Source organism: Microbacterium sp. 22303 (assembly GCF_052045265.1).
In the GTDB taxonomy this organism is placed as follows: domain Bacteria; phylum Actinomycetota; class Actinomycetes; order Actinomycetales; family Microbacteriaceae; genus Microbacterium.
Genome location: NZ_JBQEOQ010000005.1, coordinates 126,372 through 145,425, shown reverse-complemented (window position 1 = coordinate 145,425; position 19,054 = coordinate 126,372). Strand labels below are relative to the sequence as shown.

The following is a 19,054-nucleotide window of genomic DNA, read 5'->3' as shown; positions in this document are numbered from 1 at the left end:
CATGGCGTACCCCTCCGACTCGATTCTTGTGCTCGTGGATGTGACTCCGGCGGGTGCGGCAGCGCCCTCGACCGCGGGCCTGCTCGGCGCTGCGGCGCAACTGGGTTCCCCGGTCGCGCTCGTGGCCGCTCCCGCCGGCACCGCGCAGGCGGCGGTGGACGCCGCCACCGCCGCCGGCGCGCAGGTGGTGCTGACTGCGAACGTCGATGCCGGATCCGTCACCGTCCCCGTGGTCGATGCGCTGCAGGCCGCGTACCGCGCGGTCGGCCCGGACGCGGTGCTCGTGTCGAACTCGATCGCGGGCCGCGACGCCGCGGCGCGGCTCGCCGTGCGCGAGCGCCTGGCGCTGTCCGTCGACGCGATCGGGGTCTCCCGCGACGACGAGGGCGTGGTGGCGCACCACTCGGTCTACGGCGGGGCGTTCCTCACCGACTCCGCTCCCACGTTCGGCGCCCCCGTGATCACGGTGCGTCAGGGCGCGATCGACGCGCGTGCGGAGGCCGTGGCCGATGCTCGTGTCGAGGCGCTCGCGGTGGCGCCGTCGGGAGCCCCGGCGGCCACGGGTGAGCCGATCGAGGCCGTCGAGGCGGTGTCGTCCCGGCCTGAGCTGCGCGGCGCCAAGGTCGTCGTCTCGGGTGGACGCGGGCTCGGATCCAAGGAGAACTTCTCCCTCGTCGAGGATCTGGCCGATGAGCTCGGCGGCGCGATCGGCGCCTCCCGCGCCGCGGTCGACGCCGGGTACATCCCTTATGCGCACCAGGTGGGCCAGACCGGCGTCTCGGTCTCGCCACAGCTGTACATCGCGCTCGGCATCTCCGGGGCGATCCAGCACCGTGCCGGCATGCAGACCGCCAAGACGATCGTCGCGATCAACAAGGATCCGGAATCGCCGATCTTCGACGTGGCGGACTTCGGCATCGTGGGCGATCTGTTCACGGTCGTGCCGCAGGTGATCGAACAGCTGCGCGCACGGAAGAAGTAGCGATGGCGACGTTGCGCAGGGGACTGCCCCGCACCCGTGGCGGCGAGGCCTGGCCTCCCGCCGGGGTCGCCGTCGCGGGCGCCGTCGGCACCGCCGCGGGCGCCGTCGGCACCGTCGCGCCCGGCGATGCTGCACCCCGCGATGATCGACTCGTCGAGCTGGAGAACGCGGGTCCGAGCGTTCCCGGCGCTGCGGAATCCATCTCCCTGGCGCACGGCGCGGCAGCGGGGATGGAAAACGCCGCTCCGAGGAGCGGAGAAGAAGCGGAAAGCACCTCCGCGTATGTGGATCCGGCCCGCGATGCCGGCGCGACAGCAGGCGGATCCACGCTCCGCCGGGGACTCCCGCGGGTGACCGGGGGCGACCCGTGGCCGCCCGCCGGTGCCCTGGCGGCTGGTGCTGCGGCGGCGATGGGCGCCGCGAGCGAGCCCCCGAGGGCGCTGTCCGAGACGGAAGCCGACGCTCAGAACGCGGCAGGAGCTCTGCATGCCCCGGCAGCGGCCACCGCCCCGGCTGCGGCCACCGCCCCGGCTGCCGCCGCTGTCGGTCCCGCGGCGTCTGAGCTCGACATCGCCTCGACTGCCGGAATCGGATCCGCCCTGCGCCGGGGACTTCCGCGCGTCGCGGGCGGGGATCCCTGGCCTCCGGCCGGGACTGCCGTGCTGGTCGAGGCCGCGGTCGAATCCACTCCGTCCGAGGCGGCCGGGATCGCCGTCATCGAGCCCGACCTCGCATCCGATGCGGCATCGGCACTGGCCACGGCACCGGCAGTGCCCACGGCCGCTGTCGCCACGCGCCCGGACGTGTCCGCGCCGCTGCCGTTCACCCGGACGGTCTGGAACGGCTCCGCCCCGCGCCACCTCGCGGCAGAGCCGGCGTCGAGGCCCCGCCCGACCTGGCCGCAGGCGATCGGCGGGCTGTTCGCCGCAGCGGGACTCGCCGTGCTCGCGGGCGCCGCGATCGCGATCGTGCGGGCGTTTTGCAGCCTGCCGTTCATGCAGGACTTCCTCACGACCTACCCAGGCGAGTACCACCTGCCCGCGGGCGCGCCCGTCGGCATCCCCGGCTGGATCGGCTGGCAGCACTTCTTCAACGTGTTCCTGATGACACTGATCATCCGCTCCGGTCTGCGCGTGCGCAGCGAGAAGCGGCCGACCGCGTTCTGGACGCCACGCGGCAACCCGAAGGGCAAGATCAGCCTCACGCTGTGGTTCCACCAGGGTCTCGATCTGCTCTGGATCATCAACGGCGTGATCTTCGTGGTGCTGCTGTTCGTCACGGGGCAGTGGATGCGGATCGTGCCGACGAGCTGGGACGTGTTCCCGAACGCGCTCTCCGCCGCGCTCCAGTACGTCTCCTTCGACTGGCCGACCGAGAACGGCTGGGTGAACTACAACAGCCTGCAGCAGCTCGCCTACTTCACGATCGTGTTCCTCGCCGCACCCGTCGCGATCGCCACGGGGTTCCGGATGTCGGGGCTGTGGCCGAAGAAGGCGGAGGGCCTGTCGAAGGCGTATCCGATCGAGATCGCCCGCGCGGTGCACTTCCCGACGATGCTGTTCTTCACGGCGTTCATCGTGGTGCACGTGGCGCTCGTGCTGCTCACCGGCATGCTGCGCAACCTGAACCACATGTTCGCCGCGCAGGACGCGGTCACCTGGACCGGCTTCTGGGTGTTCGTGCTCTCGCTCGTCGTGATCGCCGGCGGGTGGGCCGCCGCCCGGCCGCTCGTGCTCGCCCCCATCGCGAAGATGTTCGGCCAGGTCTCAGGCCGCTGACCGGCAGCACCCGATGGAGCGTCGGGTCCGTCTTCACCCCCTCGCAGCGTCGAGGCCCCCTCTGAGAAGCGATCCCCCGTGGGGGCGCGGATGCTCGGAGGGGGCCTCGATGCAGAGGCGCTGAGAAGGGTCAGCGCACGAAGCGGACTTCCTTGATGGTCTCGCCGAGGAACGGCTCCTGCTGCGACGCGCCATCCAGGACGAAGCCGTTGCGCACGTAGAAGCGGTGCGCGCGGGGGTTGTCCTCGGCCACCCAGAGGTAGCTGTGCTCGCCGGCGGCCACGGCCGCCTCGAAGAGGCGCTGGCCGATGCCGGTGCCGTGCCAGGCGTCCAGCAGGTAGATGAAGTAGAGCTCGCGCTCGGCCGGCGGGTTCTCGTCACGGGCCGGGCCGGATCCGACGAAGCCCACGATCTCGCCGTCGACGAGCGCCGCGCTCATGCGGTACTCCTCGCCCTGGGAGGCCCAGTGCGTCCACAGCTCGGCGAGGCGCTTGGGCGAGACGGCCTCGAGCGTCGCGGTGCTGATCAGGTGGTCGTAGGTCTCGTGCCAGCACTTCGCGTGCACACGGCCGAGGGCTTCGGCATCGACATCGCGAACAGGCCGGACGGTGACGGTGGGAAGGGCTTCGGCGCTCATGTTCGTGACTCTACGCGCGCCGTGCGCTGAGGAGAAATCGGGCGTTACGGGCTCGTTTCGCCGCGTGACACGGTGTGTCGTGACTGTGCGGATCCGACAATCGATTCCTGGGATCCGTGCCGGATTCACTACGCTCCCGGTGTGAACGTGATCTGGCGCACCCTGCTCGTCATCCTCTCCGCCCGCCGGCGCTCCCGTCGGGGACAGGCCCTGGCGGCGACGGCCGTCGGGCGGATCCGTCTCACCACGCTGCCGACGGATCTGGACATCTTGCGGCACATGAACAACGGCCGGTATCTGTCGCTATTCGACCTCGGCCGGTGGGACCTGCTGATCCGCACGGGTCTGTTCGACGCCATGAAGGAGCGCGGCTGGTACGCCGTGGTCTCGAGCGAGACGATCACCTTCCGCAAGTCGCTCGAACTGTGGCAGCGCTTCGACGTGGAGTCCCGGTTCATCGGACACGACGACAAGGCCCTGTTCATGGAGCACCGCGCGGTCGTCGACGGCGAGGTCTACGCTAAGGTGATCGTGCGCGCACGCATGCTGCGCCGCACTGGCGGAACCGTCTCGCACGAGGAGTTCTTCGGAGCCCTGGGCCGCCCGGAAGACGTGCCGGGCGTCGAGGACTGGATCCACGACTGGGCCGCAGCGTCCGCACTGCCGCCGACCAAGGCCCCGGCGCCGAGCCTCTGGGATTGACCGGCTCCGTGCTTCGAGAAGCGGTCGCACCGCGGCCCCGGGATCCGCGACGGGCGCGCTAATCTGAGCGCGTGGGGGCGATACTTCGGACGACCGGCCGGGTGCTGTGGATGCGGTGGCCTGCGCTGCTGGCCTGGTATCTCGCGGGAATCCTCGTGCACTACGCGGTGAACGAGGTCGCCGGCGTCGTAGGCGCGTACACCTCGGTCGGCGGACTGCTGATCCTCCCGATCGCCGTGCTCGCGCGCCTCATCAGCCTGGTCGGGATGCTGCTCGTCATGCGCGACGGCCTGCGCTCGCTGCAGAGCGTGGCACCCGTGCCGGAGTCGGCCGCAGAACGGCGGCGCAGCTTCCTGACCGCGCTGCTGGCGAGCATCCTGCCGTTCTTCGCGGTCTATGCCGCGCAGGGACTGCTGCGTGAGGACATCCAGAGCTACGGCCAGCGCGCGCTCGCGCAGACCAGGGAGGAGATCGGCGCCACCCTCGGCACCGATCGCACCTTCGACCCCGGCGACAACGTGCTCGAGCTGTCGTTCAACGTCTGGACTGTGCTCGTCATCGTCGTCGCCTTCGCTGCGCGCTGGGCATGGGGTCGCTGGTCGAACCGGCTCCCTCGGATGCTGGCCCTGCTCGCCGTGTACTGCGAGGTCGTCTGGGTGTTCTTCTCCGTGCTGCTGCTCAAGAACATCACCGATGCGGCGACGGCATGGGTCGATGCCCGCGTGGCGATGCAGTGGCTGGGCGAGATGCGCGCCTCGCTCGCGAGCTGGCTGCCTCCGATCGTCTGGCTGGGCGACGGGATCGGCTGGCTCATCTCGCAGGCGGGGCCCGTCCTGCTCGCGCCCCTCGCGTGGCTCACGGTCGCCGGTGTCGTCTACGGGCAGGCGATCGTGGCGGAGAAGCTGCAGATCCAGCACCGGCTCGTCGTGCAGATGCGCGAACGGGCCGCCCGTGTGCCGAACCCTGTCATGCGCCGGCTGCGCGATCTCGGCACCGAGCTCGGATCCCGGTTCCTCCCCATCTGGCGGGCGATCCTGCTGATGTGGCGTGCAGGACCCGTGATCATCGGCTCCTACGCGCTCCTGTACGCCGTGGTGGTCGTCGCACAGTCCTGGCTGCGCTACGGGCTGAGCCGCTGGATCGGACCGCACGACACGGATCTGTTCTGGGCCGTGTACTGGCCGGTGATCTTCCTGCTCCCGCCGCTGATCATCGAGCCGATCAGGCTCGCCCTGGTGGCGAGCGCCTATGACACGACCTTCGGGATGCTGCGCCGCGCGCAGGAGGCGCGGACGGATGCCGCGGCGCCTGTCACCGAGGAGGAGGTCGACGCGGCCGCGATCACCGCCGCCGCGGGAGTGCTGCCCACGGCGGCTCCGCGTGCGAAGGCGTCGGAAGCCGCCGTCCTGCCGCCCGGCGCTCCGGTTCCGCCGGGACTGCCGCCGGCCTGAGCGCCCGCGAAGCCGCCTCTCGGCGCCGGGGTCAGGGGTCGACGCTGAACCGTACGAACTCCGCGTTCGCGTGGAACGGCTGAAGGTCGACCCAGAACGGACCTTCGGTGTCGGTCGGCACCACGTACGGCAGGATCAGCTTGTAGGGGCCCACGCGCTTCTTCCCATCGTCGGGGCTCGTCACGCAGGTGTCGGGCTCGTCCTTGTTCCACAGCAGCCCCAGTTCGGTCCGTTCCGAGAGCCAGACGCGTCCCGTGCTCTGCTGCACGAGTTTCGGACTCCAGCATCCCGGGGCATCGTCGCTCGTGGGCGTCACGGGGATGCCCACGAGGATGAGCTTCGCGTCCTTCGGCATGTCGAGCCCGCCGGTGTCGGTGATCTCCTTGGCCTGGACGGGCCCCCAGGTCGCGCCCCGCAGCTCGGCCGTGCCCGACGCGCCCGGCTCGACGGACCAGACCGGTTGACCGGAGTCGGGGAAGGCATGCTTCCACTGCCACCACCCGACGCCCAGAACGGTGGCCGGCAACAGCATGACGAGCGCGCAGAGCGCGAGCGCGTTGCTGCGCCACCAGCCGGGTCCGCTCGCCATCAGCGCGCCCATCCGGTCGGATCCAGTTCGACCTCGTTCTGCAGGGGCACCTGATCCAGGTCGACGGTGACCTGGATCACGCCGTCCGCTGCCGTGGAGTAGTCGGCGGCGAACTCGAGCGTCGCCGTGCCCTTCAGGGTGCCCTCGGGCAGTTCGAACGCGAGGCTGCCGTGACGGGGGACGCCGGTGACGAGGATCATGCCCCTGGCGGACTTGCCCCGTTCGGTGGCCGAGTAGGTGCGGTCGCCGAGATGCAGGTCTGCGACGTACAGCGCTGCGCCGAACTGATCCACGACCGCGGCGGCATCGAGGTCGACGACGAGCCAGGTGCCGTCCGCATGCCAGCGATCGCCGTCGGATACCGAGCGCGCTGCGCGGACGCGGGTGACCGTCACCGCCAGATTCCGGGTGGTCGCGCGCTCACCGACCGTCGTGGTGCTGACGAAGCTGTCGTAGGGGGCGTCGTCGGGTTTCTGCACCTGGGTGAGCCCCCATGCCGCGACGACTAGGACGATCGACAGCGCCCAGACGCCTGCGGTGCCCCAGCGGTTCCGCGTAGGCGGCGACGGCGGCGGGATCACGGGTGAGGCGGGGAGCGGTGGAGCGGTCACGGCGTCGCCTCCTCCTCGGCCGGTACCTGGTCCACCGGGACCGTCGCGTATGCGCCCGTGCGGATGTCGGCCCAGTAGTCGCCGCGCGTGAAGAGCTGGCCGACGTAGTGCGTCGAGTCCGGCAGCACGACACGGATCTCGTCGCCGCGGGCGACCTCGGCCTCATCCACCACCCAGGCGACCCGCACGCGGGTGGTGACATTCGGCTGAAGGTAGGAGACATTGCTGCCATCGACGACCCGGTTGGCATTGAAGCCCTGGAGGGTGACATCCTTCACGGCGATCCCCTTGAGCGTGTCCTTCTCGGACGCGCTGCGGGGCTTGTCGAACGTGTTCGTGACGTCGAGGACGACGACCAGCGTGCGCTGCCCCTCTGCCGGGTAGAGGTTCGTGCCGCGCACCTCACCACCGATCGCCGCGCTGACCACCGAAATGTCGAGATCGGATCCGGCATAGTGCTGACCGACGTGCAGCTCCGGCGGCGGCGGCTTCGGCACCTCCGCGAGCCCGCCGAAGACCGCCGTGGAAGCGAGCAGGACGGCACCGGCGCCACTGATCAGCCAGCCCGTCGGCAGGCGGTCTGCCATCTTCCGCGCCCACGCCGTGGCACGGGCCTCCGACGCCGCGCGCGTCGCGGCGTCCGCGACGGCCGGCGGCGCGGCCTCCGCCTCGTCCTCTTCCCCCACGAGCACAGCATATAGAGAGGCGCGGAGGGCGTGCCGCCCTGCCGTGGACGGTGAGGAGCGCCATGCTGGAGGGGAGCACTCCGCGCCCATCCCGACGGCGCGGGGAGGGAAGGACGAACCGATGCCGCAGTGGCTGAACGCCGCGGACACCGAGCGTGCGCGCCGGGCCGTCGCCCTCGCCCAGCGCTGGATCGACGAGGCCGCCGCCTCGCACGCGGATCCGGCCGCCGAGCGGCTGGCCGGGGTGCTGCGGGATCCGAACGGGTTGCCGTTCACGCTCGGCTTCGTGGACGACGTGATGCGCCCGGAGAGCCTGGGCGCGGCAGCCGCCGGGCTGAACAGGGTGGCTCCGCTCGTGCCCGGGTTCCTGCCCTGGTACCTGCGTGCGGCCGTCCGCGCGGGCGGCCTGGTGGCGCAGGGGCTTCCCGCGCCCACCGTGCCGATCGCCCGCACCGTGCTGCGCGAGATGGTCGGCCACCTCATCGCGGACGCCCGCCCGGCGAAGCTCACCTCGACCATCGCCAAGCTGCGGGCGACCGGTGCGCGCCTGAACCTGAACCTCCTCGGCGAGGCGGTGCTCGGAGAGGACGAGGCGCAGCGGCGCCTGGACGGGATCCACGAGCTCATCCGCCGCGACGACGTCGACTACGTGTCGGTGAAGGTGTCGGCGGTCGTGAGCCGCATCTCGATGTGGGCGTTCGACGAGGTCGTCGAGCAGGTCGCCGAGCGGCTGCTGCCGCTGTACCTGACCGCGGCGGGCCCTTCGACAGGCTCAGGGACCGGTCCTTGGTCGAGCCCGAAGAGCCGTCAGACGTTCATCAACCTCGACATGGAGGAGTACCGCGACCTCGACCTCACGATCGCCGTGTTCACCCGGATCCTGGAGGATCCGCGGCTGAAGGACCTGGAGGCGGGCATCGTGCTGCAGGCCTATCTGCCCGATGCGCTACCGGCGCTGCGCGAGCTGACCGCGTGGGCGAAGGACCGGGTCGACCATGGCGGGGCGCCGATCAAGGTGCGCCTCGTGAAGGGCGCGAACCTCGCGATGGAGCGGGTCGAGGCGGCGCTGCACGGCTGGACGCCCGCGCCCTACGACACCAAGATCGATACTGACGCGAACTACCTGCGCTGCCTGGACGCGGCGCTCACTCCGGAGTCGGTGCGGGCGGTGCGCATCGGCGTCGCAGGGCACAACCTCTTCGACATCGCATACGCCTGGCTGCTCGCCGGCGACCGCGGGGTGCGACCGGACCCGTCCTCTCCCACTGTGGACGTTGAGCGAGGACGCCCGCAGGGCGACGGAGACGAAACGGGGTCACCTGCGGACGACGTTTCGTCTCGCTTCGCTCGCTCAACGACCGATGGCATCGGATCCGGCTCCGCCCCGATCGAGTTCGAGATGCTGCTCGGCATGGCGCAGGGGCAGGTCGAGGCGGTGAGCCGCGAGGTCGGTCATGTGCTGCTGTACGTGCCCGTCGTGAAGCCGCGCGAGTTCGACGTCGCGATCAGCTACCTCGTGCGGCGCCTCGAGGAGACCGCCTCCCCGGAAAACTTCCTGTCCGCGGCGTTCCGCCTGCATGAGGATCCGGATGCCCTGGACCGCGAGATCAACCGGTTCGCGCTGTCGCTCGAGCGCTCCGCCGACCCTGCGCTGCCCGCGCGCCCGCGCCGCCGCCAGAACCGGCTCGCCCCGGTGCACGAGTCCGCCGCGCTCACCACGGATCCGGATGCGGAATCCGCCGCGCTCACCCAGGCGGTGCTCGGCATCGCCGAGGCCGTGGATCCCGGCGACACCTTCGTCGAGACCGCCGTGTTCGCGGCGCGCGAGGACGAGTCCGCCGTCGCGGCGGGCGCTCCCGGCTTCCGCAACGCTGTCGACACCGACCCGGCGTTGCCGGCGAACCGGGAGTGGGTGCGCGAGATCCTCGCCCGCATCCCCGTCTCCACCGCCGGCGACGGACTCGTGCGGAGCGCGCGCGTGACCGAGGAGGCAGAGCTGGAGCGGATCCTGTCCCGGGTGCGCGCCGCGGCCGCCGCCTGGGGCGCGCGACCCGCGGCCGAGCGCGGCGAGGTGCTGCTGCGGGCCGCCGCGGTGCTCGAGTCGCGCCGTGCCGAGCTCATCGAGGTCGCGGCAGCAGAGACGGGCAAGGTGGTCTCCGAGGGGGACATCGAGGTCAGCGAGGCCGTCGACTTCGCGCGCTACTACGCGGCCAAGGCCCGCGAGCTCGACGCGATCCCCGGAGCCGCGTTCGTGCCGTCCCGGGTCACCGTGGTGGCTCCGCCCTGGAACTTCCCGCTCTCGATCCCCGCGGGCGGCGTGCTCGCCGCGCTCGCTGCGGGATCCGGCGTCGTGTTCAAGCCGGCTCCGCAGGCGCGGCGTTCGGCGGCGGTGATCGCCGCAGCGCTCTGGGATGCGGGGATCCCGCGCGACCTGCTCGCCTTCGTCGACATCTCCGAGGGCGAACTCGGCCGGCAACTCATCGCGCACGCCGACGTCGACCGAGTGATCCTCACCGGATCCTTCGAGACCGCCGCGCTGTTCCGCAGCTGGCGGCACGACCTGGCGCTGCACGCGGAGACGAGCGGGAAGAACGCGATCGTGATCGCCCCGTCGGCGGATCTGGATCTCGCCGTGTCCGACCTCGTGAAGAGCGCGTTCGCGCATGCAGGGCAGAAATGCTCTGCCGCATCGCTCGCTATCCTGGTCGGCCCCGTGGGGCGGTCGAAGCGGTTCGCCCGCCAGCTGGTCGACGCGACCCGGTCCCTGCACGTCGCGTGGCCCGAGGATCCGCGCGCCGAGGTCGGGCCGGTCATCGAGCCGCCCCGGGGCAAGCTGCAGTGGGCGCTCACCGAGCTCGGTCCGGACGAGAAGTGGCTGCTGAAGCCGCGCGAGATCCCCGGATCCGAGGGGCGGCTGTGGACGCCCGGCATCCGCCTCGGCGTGCAGCCGGGGTCGCGCTTCCATCGCGAGGAGTTCTTCGGTCCCGTGCTCGGCATCATGCACGCCCCGACGCTCGCGCGGGCGGTCGAGCTGCAGAACGCCGTGGACTACGGCCTCACGGCGGGGCTGCACACGCAGGATCCGGATGACCTCGCGCTCTGGCTCGATCGCGTGCAGGCCGGCAACCTGTACGTGAACCGCGGCATCACCGGCGCCATCGTGCAGCGCCAGCCCTTCGGCGGCTGGAAGCGCTCCTCGGTCGGCACCGGCGCGAAGGCGGGCGGGCCGAACCACCTGATCGGGCTGGGATCCTGGCGCGACACCGGCGGCGCCGGATCCACGACCCTGCACCTGCGCGGACTGGACTCGCGCATCACCGCGCTCATCGAGGCGGCCCAGCCGTCGCTGGACTACACGGCGTTCGAATGGCTGCGTCGTGCCGCGCTGGCGGACGCGCTGGCGTGGGACCGCGAGTTCGGGCGGGTGCGCGACGTCTCGCGCCTCGGCGTGGAGCGCAATCTGTTCCGGTACCGCTCGGTGCCGGTCGCCGTGCGCGCCACGGGTGAGGCGCCCCTGCGCGCGCTGCTGCGCGTGGCGATCGCGGCGATCCGCGGCGGCGGAGCGTTCACGCTCTCCTCGCCGATCGGCCTGCCCGCCGCGGTGCGCCGCGTGCTGGGCGAGGCCGGCGTCACGGTGTTCGTGGAGAGCGACGCGGAATGGATCCAGCGATTCACGGGACCGGCGGTGACGGCGGACGGATCCGTTCGGTTCGGATCCGATCTGCTCCCGTCGCAGAAACTGCCGGAAAGCCTGGCGGAGAGCGGCGGACATCGCGACGGGAGCGAGAGGGGGGCCGTTGTCGAGGGCGCCCCGCAGCGGCCGAACCGCGTGCGGATCGTGGGAGCGGCGGATGACGTGGCTGCTCTGCACGCCGCGCTCGCCGAGGCGGTGCAGGGAGATCCGGATCTGGCGATCTTCGCCGGCGAGGTGACCACGGCCGGCCGTATCGAGCTGCTGCCCTTCCTGCACGAGCAGGCCATCGCGATCACCGCGCACCGCTATGGCAACCCCGACGACTGGAGCGCTGCGGTGATCTGAGCCGGAACCGCGCCGTGACGGACACGTCCAGGCTCGGGTGAGACAATGGTCGACGGCGTGCCCGTGTCGCACCTTCTCCGCGCATCCGCGATGTGCCGGATCGAAGGACCGCCGGGCCTCAGGACAGCGTCCGCCGCGACCGAAGATTCGCAAGGAGCCTCATGTCGACGCCTGAGACCGCCACCGTCACGCCTGCCCGCACCGCGCACCACCGCCGGTACCTGATGTGCAAGCCCGAGCACTTCACGGTGAACTACAGCATCAACCCGTGGATGGAGCCGGCGAACCCCACCGACACGGCCAAGGCCGTCGCGCAGTGGCAGAAGCTGTACGACCTGTACCTCGAGCTGGGTCACGAGGTCGAGCTCATCGAGCCGCTCGCCGGCTACCCCGACATGGTCTACACCGCCAACGGCGGCTTCGTGATCGGCGGCCGCGCCTACGTGCCCTCGTTCTACTACGAGCAGCGCCAGGGCGAGTCCCCGGCGTTCGCCGACTGGTTCCGCACCCACGGCTTCGACACCGTGATGCCGAAGGAGATCAACGAGGGTGAGGGTGACTTCCTGCTCGCGGGCGACGTGATCCTCGCCGGCACGGGCTTCCGCTCCGCCGGCGACAGCCACCGCGAGGTGAGCGAGGTCTTCGGTCGCGAGGTCGTGACCCTGACCCTCGTCGACCCGCGCTTCTACCACCTCGACACGGCGCTGACCGTGCTCGACCCCGTGATCGGTGAGGAGAACGGTGGCCCCGAGGCCGCCAACATCGCCTACCTGCCGCACGCCTTCGACGATGCCTCGCAGCGGATCCTCGCCGAGCGCTTCCCCGACGCGATCCTGGTCTCCGACGAGGATGGCGCCGTGTTCGGCCTGAACTCCGCGAGCGACGGCTACAACGTCATCATCTCGCCGCGCGCCACGGGCTTCGAGAAGCAACTGCGTGAGCGCGGCTACAACCCGCTCACGGTCGACCTCAGCGAACTGCTGCTCGGCGGCGGCGGCATCAAGTGCTGCACCCTGGAACTGCGGGGCGCGTGATGACGCCCGAGCAGGTCAGGGAGTACGCAGAGCACGGGACGATCGCCGGGCAGGGCCCGGAAGCCGGCGCCGAGCCGCATGTGGCGCGCAACTACGCGCCGCTCGACGTCACGATCGCCCGCGCCGAGGGCGCCTGGGTGACCGATGTCGAGGGCAAGCGCTACCTCGACCTGCTCGCGGCGTACTCCGCCGTGAACTTCGGGCACCGTCACCCCGCACTCGTCTCCGCCCTAGAGGAGCAGCTGGGCCGCGTCGCACTCACCAGCCGCGCCTTCCGCAACGACCGGCTCGAGCCGTTCGCCGCCGCGCTCGCGCGACTGTGCGGCAAGGACCTGGTGCTGCCGATGAACACCGGCGCCGAGGCCGTCGAGACCGGCATCAAGGTCGCGCGCGCCTGGGGCTACCGCGTCAAGGGCGTGCGTCCGGATGCGGCGCGCATCGTCGTCGCGCACGGCAACTTCCACGGCCGCACGACGACCATCGTCGGCTTCAGCGACGACGAGTCGGCGCGCGACGGGTTCGGTCCGTTCACGCCCGGCTTCGATGCGGTGCCGTACGCCGACGCGGAGGCGATCGCGAGCGCAATCACCGACGACACCGTCGCTGTGCTCATCGAGCCGATCCAGGGCGAGGGCGGCGTGGTCATCCCGCCCGAGGGCTACCTGCGCCGTGTGCGCGAGATCTGCTCCGAGCGGAACGTGCTGTTCATCGCCGACGAGATCCAGTCCGGCCTCGGCCGCGTCGGCGAGACCTTCGCGTGCGACCGCGAGGGCGTCGTGCCCGACCTGTACCTGCTGGGCAAGGCACTCGGCGGCGGGATTCTCCCCGTCTCCGCGGTCGTCGGCAACGAGGACGTGCTGGGCGTCATCCGCCCGGGCGAGCACGGATCCACTTTCGGCGGCAATCCGCTCGCCGCGGCCGTCGGACTGCGCGCGGTCGAGATGCTCGAGTCGGGGGAGTTCCAGGAGCGCGCCCGCGCGCTCGGGCAGCACCTGCGCGAAGGGCTCGAGACGCTCCTCGGCCACGGGGTCACGGAGGTGCGCGTGGCGGGTCTCTGGGCCGGCGTCGACATCGATCCGGCCCGCGGCACAGGCCGCGAGATCGCGGAGAAGCTGCTGGACCGGGGGGTGCTCGTGAAGGACACCCACGGTCAGACCATCCGCATCGCCCCGCCCATCGTGGTGCGCGCGACCGAGCTGGACTGGGCGCTCGAGCAGCTCCGGGTTGTGCTCGGGAGCTGAGGCGATAGTCCTCACCCGAGGTCGTTGAGCGACGACGCCGAAGCGACGGAGACGAAACGCGGTGCCCTTGCGGGCGACCGCGTTTCGTCTCGCTCGGCCTTCGGCCGTGCTCGCTCAACGGCCCCATTTCGGCGTCACTCCGACAGGCGGCGCGCGTCTCACAGCCCGGCGCGATGCGCCTCCCACTCGTCGACGAGCTCGGGCATCCGGCGCGCCATGAAGCGGAAGAACTCCGCCATCTCGGCGGCACGGTCCCGCGCGGCGTGGTCGTCGTCGTGCTCGGCGCCGATCGCCTCGATGTGCGCGGCGAGGCGCTCGTAGATCGGGCCGTTGTTCGTCATCAACCCGTACCAGGTGTCCGGGATGATGACATAGTGGTCGCGGCGACGATCGGGGCGCGAGACGCGGCGGATGACCTGGATCGTCTGGAGATAGCGCACTGCGCCCGACACGGCCGCGGCGCTGATGCCGAGCCTGTCGGCGAGATCCGCGGCGCTGTACCCTTCCGCGGGTGCGGCGATGAGCGCCATCATCACGCGACCGGGCATGCGCGGGAAGCCGACCGCGGTGATCATCGCCGCGGCCGCCTCCGCCGCATCCACGCCGTGGTGCACCGGCGGCTCCGGTTCCTGCACGCTCATGACCCCATCATCCCGCCGCACGCAGCTCGCGGCGCCGCATGAGCGTCAGCGCGGCCGCCGCGCCGGCCGCGACCACCAGCACGAGCCACCACGTCCCGCGCGCATCGACCTCGCCGTTCGCCACGATCGGGGTGACCGAGAACGGAGAGAACCGCGTGGTCCACTCCGGCAGCCCGAACAGCGGACCGAACAGGCCGAACAGCGTCGCCAGGAGCAGGAGCGCCCAGGCGGCGGCGATCGTGCCGCGGGGCACCAGCACGAACACGAGCCCGGTCAGCACGATGAACACGCAGGCGGCGAGGCCCTGACCGAGCCCGACCACGGTGACCACCCGCATCAGCGAGGACGCGTGCTCGTTGCCGGCGAGCCCGGCGTACCCGGCGAGGATCGCCGCCGCGACGATGATCGCGATCGCGAACATCGCCACCAGCAGGTAGTCGCACAGCCAGCGCACGCGCCCGACCGGCTGCGCGAGCACGTTCTCGGCCGTGCCGTGCGCCTCCTCCTGCCTGGCTCGCGCGACGATCTGCACGGCGGCGCATGCGGCGAGGATCCCCATCATCGTGAAGAACACCGAGACGACGGTCTCCTCGAGATCGCCCGCCTTGCCGATCTTGTCGAGGACCTGCTGCACCGCGGGATTCTGGCCCGAGATCTGCCCGGCCAGCCCCGACAGCTTGGTCGCGAGCACCCCGGTGAGCGCGCCGCCGATGGCCCAGCCGACGATGGCGCCGTTGGTCAGTCGCCACACAAGTGCATGCGGCGTCGACAGGGCGGGCCTGGCATGCACCCGGCCGGGCCGGGCCGGCACGAAGCCCTCCCCGATGTCGCGCACCGACTGCAGCGATACGGCGACGATCGCCAGGACCAGTCCGAACGCGAGTCCGAGCAGGACGGGCCAGCCGTCGTTCGTGTCGTACGGGCGCGCCTGCTCGGCCCAGCCGAACGGCGAGGCCCAGACGAGACCGGAGCTCGTGATCCGGGTGAGGTCGTCGCTGGGGGTGCCTGCGACGTTGCCGATCCCGTTCACGAGGAACGTGCCGACCAGGATCCACACGGTGAGCGCGTTGGCTCCGCGCGACGTGCGCATGAGCTGGGCGGCCAGAAGTCCGATGCCGAGGAAGGCGATGCCCGTGGCCCCGGAGGTCGCGCCCATGAGCCAGGATCCGGCCGCGTCGAGTCGGGATCCGATCAACGTCACCGCCACCAGCACGCCGAGCACGATGTTCGCGCTTGCGCCGTGGATGATCGTGGCGATGGTCGGCAGAGCGCGCCCCACGGGGGTGGCGGCGACGAGCTCGGTGCGGCCTGACTCCTCGTCACCGCGGGTGTGGCGGACGGCGAGGAAGGTGCTCATCAGTGCGGCGAGCATCGTCAGCCACGGCAGCACCTCGAACGAGAGGAACTGTCCCTCCGAGGCACCGGACGGCAGGCCGCGGAACATCATGATGACGGGATTCGCCATGACCGCGGCGAGCACTTCGACCCGGTCGGCGTGGGTGGCGTAGGACTGGGTCACTCCCGAATAGCCCGCGGCGGTCATCAGGACCGTGGCGAGGATCCAGAGGAGCACCTGCAGCCAGTCGCGGCGCAGGCGCTGCCGGAGCAGGGCGCCCATCATGACTCCTTCATGGCGGCGCGACGCGAGGCGCGAGTGCCGGTCCCGGAGCCGGGCCCACGCGTCCCGGAGGCTCCGGGCAGCGCGGAGCGCTGGCTGGAGGGGGACGGGGGGAGCGAGGGGTCCTCTTCGGCGGCGCGCAGTGCGGCGAGGTCGTCGCCGTAGTGGCGCAGGAACAGCTCCTCCAGGGAGGGCGGCTCGATGCGCAGGCCCGCAACGCTGCGCTGGGCGAGCGCGGGCAGCACCGACGGGACCGCGTCGCTGTCGACGGTGAACCGGATCCGGCCGTCGTCGAAGGTGCCGTCGTGCGCGCCGGGGATGCCGGCGAGAGCCGTGTCGTCCGCGGCCTCGAACGAGACCTCGGTGCGGGTGAGGTGGCGAAGCTCCGAGAGCCTGCCCGATTCCACGATCCGTCCGGCGCGGATGATGCTGACACGGTCGCAGAGCAGCTCGACCTCCGACAGGATGTGGCTGGACAGCAGCACGGTCGCCCCGCGGCTGCGGATCCGCTGCACCTCATCGCGGAAGACGACCTCCATCAGCGGATCCAGCCCGCTGGTCGGCTCGTCGAGGATGTACAGGTCGGCGGGGACCGCGAAGGCAGCGATGAGGGCGACCTTCTGCCGGTTGCCCTTCGAGTAGGCGCGGCCCTTCTTGCGCGGGTCGAACTGGAACGCCGTCATCAGGCGCTCCCGCTCCGCGCGGTAGGCGCCATCCTTGGTCCTGGCTCCCCGGAGACGTGCGAGGAAGTCGATCGCCTCGCCGCCGGAGAGGTTCGGCCAGACGCTCACGTCGCCGGGCACGTAGGCGACGCGGCGATGGATGCTCACCGCCGACGTCCAGGGGTCCTCGCCGAAGACCGTGGCGGATCCGCCGGTCTTTCGGGCGAGGCCCAGCAGGATCCTGATCGTGGTGGACTTGCCGGCCCCGTTCGGGCCGAGGAAGCCGTGCACCTGGCCCTCGTCGACGCTGAGATCCAGTCCGTCGAGCGCATGCACGCGGCCGTAGTGCTTGGTGAGGCCGTCGGTGCGGATGATCGTGTTCATGGCGGTGATGCTACGCCGATTTCACAAATTCGTGAAGTAAGTGAAGCGCACGGATTCCGTGAGGATCCCGGGCCGGCTCGCTGGTCGCTACTCATTGCTCGCTGGTCGCGAATTGCGCCTTTGTCGCCCCGGAAGCCGCATTCTGCGACCAGCGACTGTGGGGGGTGACCTTGTCGACGCGATTTCCGCGGCTCAGGCGTTCACCGTGACGCCGATCGTGTGCCAGCCGGTCGCGCCGTCCGGCGCCGGGGGAGCGGTCTGCGCGGTCTGCACGGTGCCGTCGGCGCCGATCGCCCGGCAGCGGAGAGTGCGCTGTCCGGCCGTCGCCGTCCACGGCAGCCGCCACTGCACCCAGGTGTCGGCGGAGATCGCCGGGGCGAGTTCGGCGCGCTGCCACGGGCCGTCGTCGACCTGCACCTCGACCGCGGAGACGCCGGCGTGCGGCTGCCACGCCACCCCCGCGATCACCGTGTCGCCGGCCGAGACAGGGCCGCGGGGCACGTCGATACGCGATTCGAGCTTGATCGGGCCGCGCTCCGACCAGCCGCGCGCCGTCCAGTACGCGGTGGCGCGGTCGAAGCGGGTGACCTCCAGATCCGTGACCCACTTCGTCGCCGAGACGTATCCGTACAGACCCGGCACCACCATGCGCACCGGGAAGCCGTGCTCGAACGGCAGCGGCTCGCCGTTCATGCCGATCGCGAGCAGCGCGTCGCGGTCGTCGGTGAGCGCCTCCAGCGGCGTACCCGCGGTGAAACCGTCTGCGGAGGTGGACAGCACCATGTCGGCGTCGGCGGACGGCTGCGCCTTCGCCAGCAGCTCGCGGATCGGGTAGCCGAGCCACACGGCATTGCCGATGAGATCGCCGCCGACCTCGTTCGACACGCAGGACAGCGTTGCGGCGTTCTCCACGAGCGGGAGCGCCAGCAGTTCGTCCCAGGTCAGCTCGACCTCGTGCGCGACCATGCCGTGGATGCGCAGTCGCCATTTCGCGGGATCCACCTGCGGCACGACGAGCGCGGTGTCGATGCGGTAGAAGTCGGCGTTCGGGGTGATCAACGGGCTCAGGCCGTCGACCTTCAGCGCGGCGCCGGCCGGGATCGGAGCGGCGGGAGTGGCCGGCTTCGGCAGGTGCAGTGCGGCGCGCACGGTGCCGACGGCGACGGATCCGGCTCGCGCCGCGGTGGCGGCGACGGCCGCGAGGATCCCGACCGCGGCGGTGCCGACGGTCCAGGCGAGGAAATGGCGGCGCGAGGCACCGGTCGCGGATGCGGGTGCGGGGGCGGCGTGCTCGGCCGTGGCCAGAGCGGGCAGCCCGTCGGGCTTGGTCGGTTCTGCCTCGCCCCGGAGCAGCGAGACTGCTTCTGCGCTCCGAGACTGCGGTTCTCGTCTGCTGTCTTGCGACGCAGATGCAGTCTCGCGGTCGGGCAGACGCTTCACGAGCATGCGCAGCACGAGGGCGGCGGCGATCCCGGACAGCAGCGCCGGCAGCCACGACAGGGTGGCGGCGTCGGCACGCAGCGGGGCGAGCAGCGAGACTGCGGCCCCGAGAACCACGAATCCGGCGACGCCGATGCCGCGCCAGCGTCGCTCGCAGAGTCCGAGCGCGGCCGCCACAGCGAGCAGCACGATCGCGATCCCGGTGAGCAGCGCCGCCTTGTCGCCGGTGCCGAACAACGCGATCGCCGTGTCCTTCGCCCAGGCCGGGGCGGCGTCGATCAGGGTGCCGCCGACCACGGCGAACGGGCTGGACGAGGGCGCCAGCAGCGTCGCGATGAGCTCGCCGGCGCCGATCCCGAGCAGGGCCGCGGCGGTGCCGGCGGCGGCAGCGCCTGCCCTGTCGCGCGAAGCGGATCCGGTCATGCACTCAGCGTACGAATCCCCGGGATCCCAGGGGCGCCGAGATCACGGATCCGTAAGAAGTTCGCAGTCACGGCCCGCTCACTGGGCGCGGATTGCGCCTTTGCGGCGTCCCAGGCCGCATTTTGCGACCAGTGAG

The 19,054-nt window shown here is 71.3% G+C and carries 15 protein-coding genes; 7 read left to right on the top strand and 8 right to left on the bottom strand.

All coding sequences use genetic code 11. The features are described 5' to 3' along the window. Position 1 precedes the first annotated feature (1 nt). Both ACTJI8_RS14980 and ACTJI8_RS14975 read left to right on the top strand, forming a co-directional pair. Positions 2 to 982 carry an electron transfer flavoprotein subunit alpha/FixB family protein gene (locus tag ACTJI8_RS14980; protein WP_440734215.1) on the top strand — a complete coding sequence of 327 codons (981 nt, stop codon included), beginning with the start codon at positions 2 to 4 and terminating at the stop codon, positions 980 to 982. A gap of 2 nt (positions 983 to 984) precedes the next feature. Then, positions 985 to 2,760 (top strand): cytochrome b/b6 domain-containing protein, encoded by a 1,776-nt coding sequence (locus ACTJI8_RS14975; protein WP_440734214.1) that lies wholly within the window; start codon positions 985 to 987, stop codon positions 2,758 to 2,760. 130 nt (positions 2,761 to 2,890) lie between these two features. Here ACTJI8_RS14975 and ACTJI8_RS14970 read toward each other — a convergent pair whose 3' ends face one another. Beyond that, positions 2,891 to 3,397, bottom strand: coding sequence for an N-acetyltransferase family protein (locus ACTJI8_RS14970; protein ID WP_440734213.1), 507 nt, complete (start codon positions 3,395 to 3,397; stop codon positions 2,891 to 2,893). 141 nt (positions 3,398 to 3,538) lie between these two features. Between ACTJI8_RS14970 and ACTJI8_RS14965 the strand changes: the two genes are divergently transcribed. Then, on the top strand, positions 3,539 to 4,099 hold the full coding sequence (locus tag ACTJI8_RS14965; RefSeq protein ID WP_440734212.1) for an acyl-CoA thioesterase: 561 nt from the start codon (positions 3,539 to 3,541) through the stop codon (positions 4,097 to 4,099). Positions 4,100 to 4,170: 71 nt separating this feature from the next. Next, positions 4,171 to 5,550: a hypothetical protein gene (locus ACTJI8_RS14960; protein WP_440734211.1), complete on the top strand. Its 1,380-nt coding sequence runs from the start codon at positions 4,171 to 4,173 to the stop codon at positions 5,548 to 5,550. Positions 5,551 to 5,581: 31 nt separating this feature from the next. On the opposite strand, the gene ACTJI8_RS14955 is transcribed toward ACTJI8_RS14960, so the two are convergent. The 3 genes from ACTJI8_RS14955 to ACTJI8_RS14945 are packed head-to-tail and all read right to left on the bottom strand — an operon-like array spanning position 5,582 to position 7,436. Then, positions 5,582 to 6,151, bottom strand: a complete 570-nt coding sequence (locus ACTJI8_RS14955) for a hypothetical protein (RefSeq protein WP_440734210.1) — start codon at positions 6,149 to 6,151, stop codon at positions 5,582 to 5,584. Beyond that, positions 6,139 to 6,750 carry a hypothetical protein gene (locus ACTJI8_RS14950; RefSeq protein ID WP_440734209.1) on the bottom strand — a complete coding sequence of 204 codons (612 nt, stop codon included), beginning with the start codon at positions 6,748 to 6,750 and terminating at the stop codon, positions 6,139 to 6,141. Before ACTJI8_RS14950 ends, ACTJI8_RS14955 begins: the two co-directional genes overlap by 13 nt. After that, on the bottom strand, positions 6,747 to 7,436 hold the full coding sequence (locus tag ACTJI8_RS14945; RefSeq protein ID WP_440734208.1) for a hypothetical protein: 690 nt from the start codon (positions 7,434 to 7,436) through the stop codon (positions 6,747 to 6,749). The genes ACTJI8_RS14950 and ACTJI8_RS14945 overlap by 4 nt, the downstream gene beginning before the upstream one ends. A 121-nt stretch (positions 7,437 to 7,557) precedes the next feature. Here ACTJI8_RS14945 and ACTJI8_RS14940 point away from each other — a divergent pair, with 121 nt between their 5' ends. From ACTJI8_RS14940 to rocD, 3 genes are all read left to right on the top strand, one after another. After that, on the top strand, positions 7,558 to 11,475 hold the full coding sequence (locus ACTJI8_RS14940) for a proline dehydrogenase family protein (protein ID WP_440734207.1): 3,918 nt from the start codon (positions 7,558 to 7,560) through the stop codon (positions 11,473 to 11,475). A 161-nt stretch (positions 11,476 to 11,636) separates the two neighbouring features. Then, positions 11,637 to 12,509 carry a dimethylargininase gene (gene ddaH, locus ACTJI8_RS14935; RefSeq protein ID WP_440734206.1) on the top strand — a complete coding sequence of 291 codons (873 nt, stop codon included), beginning with the start codon at positions 11,637 to 11,639 and terminating at the stop codon, positions 12,507 to 12,509. Beyond that, positions 12,509 to 13,750 carry an ornithine--oxo-acid transaminase gene (rocD, locus tag ACTJI8_RS14930; RefSeq protein ID WP_440734205.1) on the top strand — a complete coding sequence of 414 codons (1,242 nt, stop codon included), beginning with the start codon at positions 12,509 to 12,511 and terminating at the stop codon, positions 13,748 to 13,750. The genes ddaH and rocD overlap by 1 nt, the downstream gene beginning before the upstream one ends. A 158-nt stretch (positions 13,751 to 13,908) precedes the next feature. Here rocD and ACTJI8_RS14925 read toward each other — a convergent pair whose 3' ends face one another. The 4 genes from ACTJI8_RS14925 to ACTJI8_RS14910 form a co-directional block, all read right to left on the bottom strand. Continuing rightward, a complete protein-coding gene (locus ACTJI8_RS14925; protein ID WP_440734204.1) occupies positions 13,909 to 14,391 on the bottom strand; it encodes a GbsR/MarR family transcriptional regulator in 483 nt (160 codons plus the stop codon). Between the two features lie 7 nt (positions 14,392 to 14,398). Further along, positions 14,399 to 16,009, bottom strand: a complete 1,611-nt coding sequence (locus ACTJI8_RS14920) for an ABC transporter permease (RefSeq protein WP_440734203.1) — start codon at positions 16,007 to 16,009, stop codon at positions 14,399 to 14,401. Next, entirely contained in the window at positions 16,009 to 17,055 is a 1,047-nt protein-coding gene (locus ACTJI8_RS14915; protein WP_440734202.1) for an ABC transporter ATP-binding protein, read from the bottom strand. Before ACTJI8_RS14915 ends, ACTJI8_RS14920 begins: the two co-directional genes overlap by 1 nt. 192 nt (positions 17,056 to 17,247) lie before the next feature. Then, positions 17,248 to 18,918 (bottom strand): molybdopterin-dependent oxidoreductase, encoded by a 1,671-nt coding sequence (locus ACTJI8_RS14910; RefSeq protein ID WP_440734201.1) that lies wholly within the window; start codon positions 18,916 to 18,918, stop codon positions 17,248 to 17,250. Positions 18,919 to 19,054 lie beyond the last annotated feature (136 nt).

Coding starts and splice junctions, on each gene's coding strand:
- ACTJI8_RS14970 (WP_440734213.1), bottom strand. CDS start 3,397: ATGAGCGCCGAAGCCCTTCCCACCGTCACCGTCCGGCCTGTTCGCGAT.
- ACTJI8_RS14920 (WP_440734203.1), bottom strand. CDS start 16,009: ATGGGCGCCCTGCTCCGGCAGCGCCTGCGCCGCGACTGGCTGCAGGTG.
- ACTJI8_RS14980 (WP_440734215.1), top strand. CDS start 2: ATGGCGTACCCCTCCGACTCGATTCTTGTGCTCGTGGATGTGACTCCG.
- ACTJI8_RS14910 (WP_440734201.1), bottom strand. CDS start 18,918: ATGACCGGATCCGCTTCGCGCGACAGGGCAGGCGCTGCCGCCGCCGGC.
- ACTJI8_RS14915 (WP_440734202.1), bottom strand. CDS start 17,055: ATGAACACGATCATCCGCACCGACGGCCTCACCAAGCACTACGGCCGC.
- ACTJI8_RS14955 (WP_440734210.1), bottom strand. CDS start 6,151: ATGGGCGCGCTGATGGCGAGCGGACCCGGCTGGTGGCGCAGCAACGCG.
- rocD (WP_440734205.1), top strand. CDS start 12,509: ATGACGCCCGAGCAGGTCAGGGAGTACGCAGAGCACGGGACGATCGCC.
- ACTJI8_RS14925 (WP_440734204.1), bottom strand. CDS start 14,391: ATGAGCGTGCAGGAACCGGAGCCGCCGGTGCACCACGGCGTGGATGCG.
- ACTJI8_RS14975 (WP_440734214.1), top strand. CDS start 985: ATGGCGACGTTGCGCAGGGGACTGCCCCGCACCCGTGGCGGCGAGGCC.
- ACTJI8_RS14940 (WP_440734207.1), top strand. CDS start 7,558: ATGCCGCAGTGGCTGAACGCCGCGGACACCGAGCGTGCGCGCCGGGCC.
- ddaH (WP_440734206.1), top strand. CDS start 11,637: ATGTCGACGCCTGAGACCGCCACCGTCACGCCTGCCCGCACCGCGCAC.